This window comes from Vibrio sp. 10N.286.49.E11 (assembly GCF_041469505.1).
GTDB lineage: Bacteria > Pseudomonadota > Gammaproteobacteria > Enterobacterales > Vibrionaceae > Vibrio > Vibrio crassostreae_C.
The window spans coordinates 40,073-51,069 of record NZ_JBFRKQ010000055.1 but is presented as its reverse complement, the minus strand read 5'-3'; the positions used below and the strand labels follow the sequence as shown (position 1 = coordinate 51,069).

General features: G+C 44.3%; 14 protein-coding genes and 1 other RNA gene. 10 read left to right on the top strand and 5 right to left on the bottom strand.

Annotated features, from left to right (window positions below; all coding sequences use genetic code 11):
- Nucleotides 1–346: 346 nt before the first annotated feature.
- A complete protein-coding gene (locus tag AB4167_RS12885; RefSeq protein WP_004736423.1) occupies nt 347–667 on the top strand; it encodes a DUF1244 domain-containing protein in 321 nt (106 codons plus the stop codon).
- Between the two features lie 92 nt (nt 668–759).
- Here the strand turns inward: AB4167_RS12885 and AB4167_RS12880 are convergent, their stop codons facing one another.
- Nucleotides 760–1,827 carry a PLP-dependent cysteine synthase family protein gene (locus AB4167_RS12880; protein ID WP_136978152.1) on the bottom strand — a complete coding sequence of 356 codons (1,068 nt, stop codon included), beginning with the start codon at nt 1,825–1,827 and terminating at the stop codon, nt 760–762.
- A 129-nt stretch (nt 1,828–1,956) separates the two neighbouring features.
- On the opposite strand from AB4167_RS12880, the gene AB4167_RS12875 reads away from it, so the two are divergent.
- Entirely contained in the window at nt 1,957–2,430 is a 474-nt protein-coding gene (locus AB4167_RS12875; RefSeq protein WP_017062025.1) for an Lrp/AsnC family transcriptional regulator, read from the top strand.
- An 89-nt stretch (nt 2,431–2,519) separates the two neighbouring features.
- On the top strand, nt 2,520–3,185 hold the full coding sequence (locus AB4167_RS12870) for a hypothetical protein (RefSeq protein WP_017070264.1): 666 nt from the start codon (nt 2,520–2,522) through the stop codon (nt 3,183–3,185).
- Nucleotides 3,186–3,318: 133 nt separating this feature from the next.
- Here the strand turns inward: AB4167_RS12870 and tesB are convergent, their stop codons facing one another.
- A complete protein-coding gene (gene tesB, locus AB4167_RS12865) occupies nt 3,319–4,179 on the bottom strand; it encodes an acyl-CoA thioesterase II (RefSeq protein WP_029235187.1) in 861 nt (286 codons plus the stop codon).
- Nucleotides 4,180–4,347: 168 nt separating this feature from the next.
- On the opposite strand from tesB, the gene AB4167_RS12860 reads away from it, so the two are divergent.
- Nucleotides 4,348–4,788 carry a YbaY family lipoprotein gene (locus tag AB4167_RS12860; protein WP_017058951.1) on the top strand — a complete coding sequence of 147 codons (441 nt, stop codon included), beginning with the start codon at nt 4,348–4,350 and terminating at the stop codon, nt 4,786–4,788.
- A 75-nt stretch (nt 4,789–4,863) separates the two neighbouring features.
- On the opposite strand, the gene AB4167_RS12855 is transcribed toward AB4167_RS12860, so the two are convergent.
- Nucleotides 4,864–5,166: an MGMT family protein gene (locus tag AB4167_RS12855; RefSeq protein WP_017058952.1), complete on the bottom strand. Its 303-nt coding sequence runs from the start codon at nt 5,164–5,166 to the stop codon at nt 4,864–4,866.
- A gap of 51 nt (nt 5,167–5,217) precedes the next feature.
- Here AB4167_RS12855 and AB4167_RS12850 point away from each other — a divergent pair, with 51 nt between their 5' ends.
- Together AB4167_RS12850 and ffs are read left to right on the top strand one after the other, a co-directional pair.
- Entirely contained in the window at nt 5,218–5,961 is a 744-nt protein-coding gene (locus AB4167_RS12850; protein ID WP_017064066.1) for a hypothetical protein, read from the top strand.
- Between the two features lie 196 nt (nt 5,962–6,157).
- An RNA gene (gene ffs / locus AB4167_RS12845) (signal recognition particle sRNA small type) lies at nt 6,158–6,254 on the top strand.
- 102 nt (nt 6,255–6,356) lie between these two features.
- Here the strand turns inward: ffs and AB4167_RS12840 are convergent.
- Nucleotides 6,357–7,118, bottom strand: a complete 762-nt coding sequence (locus AB4167_RS12840; protein ID WP_017070266.1) for a transporter substrate-binding domain-containing protein — start codon at nt 7,116–7,118, stop codon at nt 6,357–6,359.
- A gap of 286 nt (nt 7,119–7,404) precedes the next feature.
- On the opposite strand from AB4167_RS12840, the gene AB4167_RS12835 reads away from it, so the two are divergent.
- The 4 genes from AB4167_RS12835 (at nt 7,405) to AB4167_RS12820 (ending at nt 10,562) form a co-directional block, all read left to right on the top strand.
- A complete protein-coding gene (locus AB4167_RS12835; protein WP_372136621.1) occupies nt 7,405–8,454 on the top strand; it encodes an HlyD family secretion protein in 1,050 nt (349 codons plus the stop codon).
- 72 nt (nt 8,455–8,526) lie between these two features.
- Nucleotides 8,527–9,540 (top strand): DUF2955 domain-containing protein, encoded by a 1,014-nt coding sequence (locus AB4167_RS12830; RefSeq protein ID WP_017070267.1) that lies wholly within the window; start codon nt 8,527–8,529, stop codon nt 9,538–9,540.
- Nucleotides 9,503–9,970 carry a MarR family winged helix-turn-helix transcriptional regulator gene (locus AB4167_RS12825; protein WP_017062227.1) on the top strand — a complete coding sequence of 156 codons (468 nt, stop codon included), beginning with the start codon at nt 9,503–9,505 and terminating at the stop codon, nt 9,968–9,970. The genes AB4167_RS12830 and AB4167_RS12825 overlap by 38 nt, the downstream gene beginning before the upstream one ends.
- A gap of 52 nt (nt 9,971–10,022) precedes the next feature.
- Complete coding sequence (locus tag AB4167_RS12820; protein ID WP_017062226.1) at nt 10,023–10,562, top strand: lipocalin family protein; 540 nt, start codon at nt 10,023–10,025, stop codon at nt 10,560–10,562.
- 64 nt (nt 10,563–10,626) lie between these two features.
- Here AB4167_RS12820 and AB4167_RS12815 read toward each other — a convergent pair whose 3' ends face one another.
- On the bottom strand, nt 10,627–10,965 hold the full coding sequence (locus AB4167_RS12815) for a hypothetical protein (RefSeq protein ID WP_372136620.1): 339 nt from the start codon (nt 10,963–10,965) through the stop codon (nt 10,627–10,629).
- Between the last annotated feature and the right edge of the window lie 32 nt (nt 10,966–10,997).

Genomic DNA, 10,997 nt, shown 5'->3' with positions numbered 1-10,997 from the left:
AGTGTCGTCTACTCGACAAAAATGAGTTTAGTGGTTAGTGTATGATTGTGTGAACAGGTGAAATCGAACCACGATTTTGTCAGACTGAGTATGAACCAGTACATATAAAGTTAGATAAAAATATAGTAGAGACCACCAATTTTGGGTGATCTAATTTTTTTCATTTAGCACCTGAACTCTTACAGAAAAATTAGATCTACACGTAAAAGTTAGATAAATGGCTTCTAGCCCTCGTTGTGTAAGGGGTTTCTAACTTTTAAGTCTAACTTTAAGTTAAGTGTGCTTTTTTTGTATAACAAACAGAGCTCAACGAATTAATACAATAAATCGAATAAAGGAAAGTAAAGTGGCTGAATTTAAATACAAAGATCTTTCTCAAGAAGAACAAGATAAGCTGGATGCAGCAACCTTTCGTCGCCTGCTAGCACACCTAGATAACAATAAAGATGTGCAGAACATCGATCTGATGATCTTGGCTGGCTTCTGCCGAAACTGTTTCAGTAAATGGTACAAAGCGGAAGCAGAGCAACAAGGCTTAGACTTGGATATCGATGACGCTCGTGAGCGCGTATATGGCATGACTTACGATGAGTGGAAACAAAACCATCAGCCAAAAGCGACGCCTGAACAACTAGCGGCATTTGAAGCGAAGCAGAAGCCAGAGTAATTTGTTCTCGTTGGTGGTTGATTAATAGAATGAATAAACAAAAAGAGCCCATCAAGGCTCTTTTTAGTTTGGAGTCGGTGCTTGCTCTGTATTTAAGCCAACTCACCCGTTTGCGAGAAAGCTTCTAACTTCGCCGCGTACGGCTGTAGGTCACCGATATTCAGATTTACCCACTCGTCATTGAAGTAAGTGTCTAGGTAACGTTCACCGCTATCACATAGCAAAGTCACGATAGAACCTTTTTCTCCACGAGCTTTCATTTCACTGGCTAGCTGAAGCACACCGTACATGTTAGTACCGGTTGATGCGCCAACCTTGCGACCAAGAATGTCAGATAACCAATGTGTCGTTGCGATACTTGCTGCGTCTGGGATTTTACGCATTTCGTCAACCACACCAGGAATGAAGCTTGGTTCTGCTCGTGGGCGACCAATGCCTTCAATCTTGCTGAATGTACTACATTTCACGTTCGCATTGCCTGTTTGGAAGTATTCGTGGAATACAGAGTTCTCAGGGTCCACAACACAAAGCTTAGTTTCATGTTGTTGGTAGCGAATGAAACGGCCAATCGTCGCTGAAGTACCGCCAGTACCTGGGCTCATTACTACCCAAGCCGGAACTGGGTGATCTTCCATCTGCATTTGATTGAAAATCGAGTTCGCGATGTTGTTGTTACCACGCCAGTCGGTTGCGCGCTCAGCGTAAGTAAATTGATCCATGTAGTGACCATTCAATTCTTCTGCTAAACGGCGAGACTCATCGTAAATTTCATCTGAGCGGTCCACAAGATGCGCTTGGCCGCCGTAGAATTCAATTTGCTCGATCTTTTTCTTCGCTGTGCATTTTGGCATTACCGCGATAAATGGAAGGCCAAGTAGGCGAGCGAAGTAAGCTTCAGACACCGCAGTACTGCCCGATGAAGATTCAATGATCGTGGTTTCTGGGCCAACCCAACCGTTACAGATAGCGTATAAGAAGAGAGAACGCGCTAAGCGGTGCTTCAAAGAGCCCGTTGGGTGTGTGCTTTCATCTTTAAGGTAAACATCAATGCCTTCGATACTTGGTAGATCGAGCTTGATAAGGTGCGTATCCGCTGAGCGTTGGTAGTCCGCTTCAATTTTACGAATCGCGTTGTTAATCCATTGATGGTCAGTGCACATAAACGTTCTCCTGATCGAGTGTAGGAATTCTTTGTAATTGGTATGGTTCTAATTTATCTATAATCGGAGAGAAAAACTTTGCCATATTTGCTTTGTTTTGCTTAAATTGTAGAAAATTATTCTCTTTAAATGCGATTTGGTGAAAGTGTGATAGATGCCGTAGATAAAAAAATATTAGGGTTACTGCAAGAAGACAGCACCCTGTCATTGAACGATATTTCTGAAGCGGTCAATCTCACTACAACGCCTTGTTGGAAAAGGCTTAAGCGCCTCGAAGAGAACGGTATTATTGAGAAAAGGGTCGCGTTATTGAACCCGGAAAAACTGGATCTTTCCTTTACTGCGTTCGTATTGGTGAAAACCAGTGATCATTCTCATGAGTGGTATGGTCGTTTTGTGAATACTGTGTCGGAATTTCCAGAAGTGATGGAGTTCTATCGCATGGCTGGCGAATATGATTATATGATGAAGGTTCAGGTTAAAGACATGAAGTGCTTTGATGATTTCTATAAGCGCTTGGTGAATAGCATTGATGGTATCTCTAATGTGACCTCGACGTTTGCGATGGAACCATTGAAGTACACGACAGCATTGCCGCTTTAAGCTGCGCCTAGTAATAGATTAACTATCGCTTTAGTTTAACTATCTTCTCAGTTTAGATCTCGTCTCTGCGATAAAGAAAAGGATTATTCATGTTTGCAAAAGTATCTACCGCTATCCAGCTGGTACTGGCGGTCGCCATTTTTTACTTGGGTTACACCATCTACTCATTGACTAATAAAGTCGGTGAAATCGTTGATACTTACCCGCAAGTTATCGAAGACATATCGGGCCTCACCAAAGGGCTCAAAGTAGAAGAGCTATTAGCGCTTGCAGAACATGTCAGCGATCTTGCTCCTCAGGTGTTAAACACTGTCGAAGAAGTTAGAAAGACGATCGATGATGTGAATCAAACCGTAGCCTCGGTCGACAACAAAATCCCTGCGATATTAGATGAAGTGAAAAATGTTCGAACGGAAGTCGAGCAGGTAAGAACCGATGTTATTCCACCAACATTAACTGAATTAAAGAGATACCGCGTAGACGTAATGCCACCAATGCTCGCTGAAAGTAAGTCTTACCGCGAACAGACTATTCCTGTCATCGTCACGGAATCTGAAATGCTACGAGCGGAAGTCCCAGGTATTTTGGCACAAGCTAATTTGTTAGCTGATAAGAGTAAGGAACTCGCTCAGGGAGCCGCTGAGGGCGCGGTGAAAGGCGTAGTGTTATCGCCATTTAACCTTCTACGAGACGCAGGTGATGGCATTAAAACGCGAGTTCAAGGCGAGTTTGAGCCAACGTTAGAAGTTGAGTAGGTTTTATTGATTTTTGCGTGACGAGTTTTCTTAAGCGTCATTAAAGAAAGAGGCTAGGTATTAAACCTAGCCTCTTTTTGTTTGTGCGTATTTGGGGCTTGTAAGAAGCGTTTATCCGCTATTTATTTGAGTGCTATTTAGTAAAACGCATCACACCTTCTTGTACTGCTGTCGCTACCAGCTCACCTTTCTGGTTGAAGATCTCGCCGCGCACTAGGCCGCGAGTGTTCGCTGCCGTTGGGCTTTCAATCGCATAAAGCAGCCATTCGTCCATTTTGAATGGGCGATGGAACCAGATTGAGTGGTCAATCGTCGCCACTTGAAAATTTGGCGTCATGATAGAGACTTCATGTGGGTGAAGCGCCGTCACTAAGAATCCCCAATCCGATGCGTAGGCAAGCAGGTATTGGTGGATCAAGTGGTTGTCTGGCATCGCGCCATTCGCTCTTACCCAAAGGTATTGTTTCGCTTCCGTCTTCTTAGGTTTCAGTGGGTTTACCACCGTCACCGGACGCATCTCAATCGGCTTTTCGCCACAGAAGGTTTTGCGCAGTTTCTCTGGTAAGAATTCCGCAATGTGGCTCGCTAATTCAGTTTCTGAGGCAAAGTTCTCTGGTCCCGGAATATCAGGCATTGAAATCTGGTGCTCAAACCCTGGCGCATCGCCATGATAAGAAGCAGTGAGATAGAAAATAGGGCGGCCATTTTGAATCGCTTTTACACGGCGTGTGCTAAAGCTGCGTCCATCTCGTAGGTTCTCAACATCGTAAATGATTGGCTTTTCAGGATCGCCGGGAAACAGAAAATAACTGTGGAACGAGTGAACACTACGGTCGTCTTGAACGGTATAACGAGCAGCAGAAAGCGCTTGTCCCAATACCTGACCGCCGTATACCTGTGGTAGGCCTAGGTTCTCACTTTGCCCACGGAACAGACCTTCTTCCAGTTTTTCTAGCTGAAGTAAACTTAGTAATTCTTGTAAAGGTTGACTCATCGCCAGCATTCCTCTTCGTAAAATGGGTGTCAGATTATGGTGTTAATCATTTAGCTTAGTCAGATATCTGTCAATAAATCATAGGGTTTCAAGACAGAATATGAAAGCTCTCTTATAATTGGTGAGTAGATTTGCCGAGTCCGGCAAACATGTTGAGAGAAATTGAATATGAAAAAGGCTCTAATTCTTATTACGTCTTTAGTATCGTTTGGCCTACTTGTTGGTTGCCAAGCAACATCAGAAACGAGCGCTTCTCAAGAAGTGGTTGCAGAGAACACTCAAGTGATTTCAGGAACAGTAAGCTACCGTGAAAGAATTGCATTGCCAGAGAATGCAGTGGTTACCGTTACGCTAGAAGATATCTCACTGGCTGATGCACCATCGACGGTTATCGCAACTCAAGAGTTCACCACAGACGGTAAGCAAGTACCGTTCGCATTCGAGCTGAGCTACGACAACGACAAAATTAAAGCTAACCACCGTTACAACATGCGCGCATCGATTCATGTTGACGGTAAACTGCGTTTCATAACGGACACGATTAAGTCAGTAATTACTGATGTAGAAAATACACAGCAAGCAGACCTACGTTTGGTTGGTGTTCGTTAATCAGAAATCGATGCCACTGTTAAGGCATCTTGATTGGCTTAACTTAGCCAGTTGAATTGACGATTAGTGGCAGCTCTAGGGCTGCCATTTGTATATTCTGAGTTTAACTTTTCCTGCATCACTCACCTCAACCCCTTCTTTAACCAAATGCTGCTTTTGTCTGTCGAACGAATCAGCCTTTAAAGATATTTCACCCTTGCTGTTTATCACTCGATACCAAGGCAGTTTGCTACCTTCTGGCAGGTTACCCAGCGCTTTACCAACATGGCGCGCATAGCCCGGAAATCCTGAAAAACGTGCTATGTCTCCATAAGTTGTTACTTTCCCATATGGAATTTGGTGAATCACAGCAAAGATTTGGCTTAAAAATTGGTCCATACTAAATGTTCCTAGTTCATAAATACCACGGATCGGTAGAAGGAGAGGGCTATGGTATTTACAACGTTTCAGTTCTTGATAACCACATTATTAGCGGTTGTCTGCGCGAGAGCAATCAGTTTAAGTGAGGGAGATATCCCGGTGCTTGCAATGGTAATTCCTGCTTTATGGATTTTACCGCAGGGGGGCATAGCAGGATTAGCTTTGCTTGTTTCCATGACCACTTATGGTCTAACCCTTCCTTTGCAGCCTATCACGCTGTCTGTCAGTGCGTGGGTACTATTCCCGTTATTGATGGTGGTCTTCTCAAGACGCAGTAGTTTGTCGGTCGTGATTATTTCCGGCTTGATTGTGACTACTTTGCAGGTCGGGATCATGGTGACACAATCAGCAGGCAAGCTTGAAGGTGTCCCGTGGGTTACCACACTTCAAACCTTATCAATCATCGTGATTTGGTGGGCGGCAAATCATCTTAAGCCTGCCAGCCGACACAGCTGGTGGTCATTAGGCTTAATACTTCCATTATGGATAGCCGATTTACCTTATGCCGCTTTGGTTGCCTTGTGTGTAACGGGCATCATGGCATCGATGGAAACGCTGACGCGCTTGAAAACCTTCCGCTGGAATAAACTACTGTGTTGGACACTGCCAACGGTCGGTTTTGCGGCTCTGGTGATTACTCCAAGCATCGAAGTACCGAGCCCAGTCTTTGTGGTGTGGTTGTGTCTATTAGGTACCGCGTGGATGACAGACTACATCATTCGCACAGAAGATAACGAAGACATCGATATCTAGTACTCCAGCAATCCAAACCTTCCAAATGCAGGTAAATGGTGAATTTACCTGCGATTTTCTAATGGTTTGAATAAAGGATAAGCACTTAGACCGCAATTGTTCAAAAATAGGGTGGAAGGGCTTGCAATGGTTGCTGTGATGCTTAATAATCCAATCACTCTTTGAGGCAAGCCTCTTAGAAAACGAATCTATGGGGGCCTGGTCCTCCCGCAACAATAGCTCGTGAACTCGGTCAGGCCTGGAAGGGAGCAGCCGCAGCGAGTGACTTGTGTGCCGGGATGTGGCTGGGTTCCCACCCCTTAAAAAAGCTGCTCTTTATGAGCGGCTTTTTGCTATCTGATGCTTTCTAAAGTGAACACAGTTCGCAATTAGTTTAGTCCACACTGCATACCAAACTATTCGTAAATGCTGTATGAAAAATACTTACTTGCGATTTTTTGATGCTGACCATTGTCGATCAAGCGCTGGATACCGTCATCAATAAGATCTTTGAGTTCATTATCTTGTTTTCGTACCGCGACACCAATACCACGCCCGAACCATTTTTCTTCTGTAAATTTAGGACCCGTAAAGTGGTAGTCCTTACCTTGCTCCGTTTCAAGAAAGCCCGTATTGAGTCCCATAGAACCACCAAACACGCTATCTAGGCGCCCGTTGAGTAAATCGGTAAAGGCTTCGTCGAATGATCCATAACGCTTGATATCTACATTTGGGTAGATCTCGGAAAGGTATTTGTCACCAATGGTAGCGCGCTGAACTCCAATTGTTAGTTCATTTAAGCTGCCGTCATCCATATTGATTTCACGCCCTTTTTCCATGACAAAACGAGTGGGAACTTTAGCGTAAGGCATCGTGAAGTTAACTTTCTTTTCACGTTCTTCGGTAATTGTCATAGCCGCTATAATTGCATCGTTTTTACGGCTTAAAAGCGAAGGGATAATCCCGTCCCAGTCAGTTTTTGAGATGATACATTTTACTTCTAATTCGACACACAAGGCGTTGGCTAAATCGACTTCAAACCCCTCTAATTCACCATCTTGCGTTGTCCAGCTGAATGGTGGGTATGCTCCTTCCACCGTAAATCGGATTTGCTTCCAATCTTTTGCGTAAGTAAATACTGAGAAAACACTGACGAATACAACAAATATCCACTTCATTTTTATTTCCTTATAGTTTTAATGGATAAGTTGGTTAATCAAATGTTAAAGAGTATCAATGTTAATGCATATCATTGTGAGCAAAGGCATTAGATAACTTCTGGAACTCTTGCTTCCCAAACTAACTACACGACTTTTTCTTATCTAAATTTCTATTTATATCTTTCATAAATAGTAGCTTGCTGTACTTCTCGCAAGATCTTTAAGATACTCACCTTTGATTTATGTTGCATCTGAAACAAAAATCAATACAATGAGCGCATTATTTTGTTGCAGGTGAAACATTATGGTTAATAAAGCGTATCAATGGATGCTCTATCTAACACTTGGCACCAGTGCCTTGTTTGCTCTTTTCTTGGTGGCAAGTGACAACCTTGCGCCGTTCACAACTCAAGCTCAATTGCACATTCCAACCAGCCGTATTGCTGCAGAAGTGTCGGCACCAGTGGTGGAGTTGGCTGTTAAGAATGGTCAGGATGTAAAAAAAGGGGAACTGCTAGTTCGCTTAGATCCAACTCGTTTTGAATTGGCGTTAACTCAGGCTGAAGCGGCTTTGGTTGAAGCAGAGCAAAGCTATGAAGCAAACAAGCAGCACTTGCATGGCGCGGAAGCGACGTTACGTCAGCGCCAACACGAAGCTCTGAATGCCGAGAGAAAATTGAAGCGTAACCAGCAATTGATTTCGAGAAAACTTGTTAGCCAAGAAACGCTAGACGATAGCCGATCGGACACGATTGTAAGACAGCAAGCCGTCGAAGCTGCGCAAGCCGATATTGAGCAGATAAAAGCTGAGCTTGAGAAAAGCAGCGACAACGGTGCTTTGGCTGTTGCTCGAACTCGCGTTGAACTGGCGCAATTGGATTTGGACAAAACGACAATCGTCGCGCCTGTTGATGGCGTAATCAGCAATCTCAACCTTAACTCAGGAACCTATGTTGGCGCTGGCAGCCCCGTTTTGTTTTTGGTTGATCGCCAGCATGCTTGGATTAACGCAGACTTCAACGAAAAGGGCAGTGCAAATCTGACTGCGGGAACAACCGTTCGTTTGGTGTTTGATGCAATGCCTGGTGAGGTGTTTGAGGGAAATATTCAAGGTCGTGAACTGGCTATCTATGATGCGAGCAGCGACAACAGCGGCCTCGCGAAAGTCGTGAATGATGATCGCTGGATTCGAGACCAACAAAAAGTGCGTACACAAGTAACGTTGCCGTCACTTGATCACTCATTGTTCTCAGGCTCTAAAGTGAGCGTGATGGTGGTGCCTGAAGCGACGTTTTGGGATGTGATCGGAAGTGCATGGATGGAAGTGCTAGCTCGCATTCGTTACCTAGTTTAACTGTGCTCTTCAATCATCGACTAACTGACTACCCACTGACGAAATAACGATTTACGACCTAAGAGGCAGATTATGAATAACGAAGTTCGAGGCCCGATTAACTGGTCTGAAGTAGCTTGGATCAGCGCTATCGTGTCTTTGGGTATGTTGGCTCAACTTTGGCTACAGCTAGGTGTTGCGGCGTACCTCGCTCTTTATCCGGTAATGGCGGCGACCAAGATTAACGACTACTCAGTGAGAGGTATGCTCAAAGCGTTTCTCCCTATCTTGGGTGTCGCTTGTGTGGCTCTGCTTGTCGATCAGTTATTTGCCTCACACCCGGCAGTGGTTTGGGGGATCAGTTTATGGGTATTTGATTTAGCAAGAAGGTGGGCCGACACGCCTGCCAAACTTGGGAAAATCTACATCCCATTGCTCAATTGGTTTTTGGTGATTGTGTTTGCACAACATGGCCCAATGCCGATGACGGACTGGGTTCGCGATATAGCAGTGAGCATGGTGACGACCATGGTTGTGGTGAGATTTGTGATGCTGTTCTTAAAGCCGCCCAAAGCGATGTCGCCGCTGCCAATGCAAAGTGTTCCTGTGACGTACCAGCAGCGAGTGATATATGTGGTCATGCTTGGAGTTGGTTTAGCATTTTTGATGATGGTCGATTTGATTGCCGCGACGTTCTGTATGATGCCTGTGATTATTGCGGCTGCGCAAAGTGAACGCATGAACTATCAAATGGTGGTGAAAAACTGTTTACAAGCCCACGTTGGTGGTTGTGCATTGGCGTTGGTCTTCGTAACCTTGTTAGCGGGGCAACACTCCTATAATTGGGTGTATATCATTGGACTAACAAGCTTGGTGACCATGATAGCAATTTGGATCAGCGGCAGTCGTGGTGGCGTGCGAGGTATGCATACTGAAGCGATGTTAGGAACTATGCTACCATTGCAACTCTATGTTTCAGCAACCGATCTTGGTTTGCAAGATACCTACTTTCGTGCAGAGTTAATGTCCATCGTGTTGGTATTATTAGTGGTCTGCCAAGGAATTATATATGGAAAATCAACCAGCATTATCCATCACCGGAATTGATGCACTCGACAGCAATCCTATGTTCTTAATGGGCTTTGCTTACAAACAGTTTCGAGCTCAAGTCACCGCTGAGATGGGCACCACTTCGGGCATTTCTCTAGAGATGTTTGGTGCGCTTCGAGTGTTAGATAAGCATGGCAAAATCACTCAGCAAGAGTTAACCAATTACTTGCTTCGAAATCGCTCTGTGACCAAGCGTTTGGTTGATAACGCGATTAAGCTGAACCTTATTGAGGCCAGCAAGAGTGAAACGAACAAAAAGGTAAAACTTCTTTCTTTAACGGAAGAAGGCAAGAAGCTTGCCGAATATTGTGAGCCTATGGTCGATAGTATCAGCGAGCAGTTTCAGAGTGCGTTGAGTGAAGACGAATCCAAGCAGTTACAGACCTTGTTGGCTAAGCTTGTAAAAACAGACCAATTCGTCGACTGATTATGCGATCGAAGGTGTGGGTCTAATAACAATCGAATAAAGAGTAAGTGACATGACATACAAAATATTAGCGATGCTAATGATTAAGCTGTTGTTTACGTTTCGTGGCAGTAAACCTACGTCTAAAATCCCCGCCTCTGACTTTGATGCCGAACGCTTCGCTGGTACATGGTATTCCGCTTGTTTTATCCCGCATCCATTGCAATCAAAGCTCGGTTCTTTGTCGTTTAGCTTTTTATTTGAATCTGACGGTAATCTTAAGCTGACAACTCGAGGCTATAACGCGAAAAAGAATGAGTGGAAGACCAAAGAACAAGCCGCAACATTTAAGGGCTCTCAAACCGAAGCGTGGTTTTCAGTCGAAGCGAATAGCCCTTATGAGAAGCAGAGAAAGGTAATTTTCTTGAATGAAGATTACACTCAGGCTTTGTTGGTGGGTCCTACCAAAAATACCTTACAGATCTTGTATCGCACTGCAGAGTTCACCAAACAAGACTTAGACTCGCTGATTGAACGGGCGCAGAGCATGGGTTTTAAAACCAGTAAGCTAGTTCGTGTGTCACAACATATCAATGATGTGCCTGAACAATAAAGTAAGTTCGGCTAGTCCTGACTAGGTAGCTCGGCTAATAAGCAAACAACATTGCTAACCCGTTCTAATTCGCAGGCAACACAACGGCAGACGCTTCTTCCTCTGAACCTTCTTTGTCTTCGACTTGTTCAGCTACCCAATCAATTGTCTTTGTTAGATAGAGCTTATTGGTTTCAGTATCACACCAACTCTTCGACAATCCTCTTCGATTAAACTCGCTGCCAATGGCCGCCAATGTTTGGTTACTCGAGCGCCCGTAATATAAGGTGTCGCACAGTTGCAGGTTCGACATTGATTGTGGGTATGTATTAACCGACGAGGAGTTCATGCTTAGTGCTTTGGATTGATTGTGCGTGCAGCCTGTAAGGCTTAAGAAAAAGATCAATGCTAAGGCTTTCTTCATAATATCTCTGGACAGTTACCAATAGTTGGTGG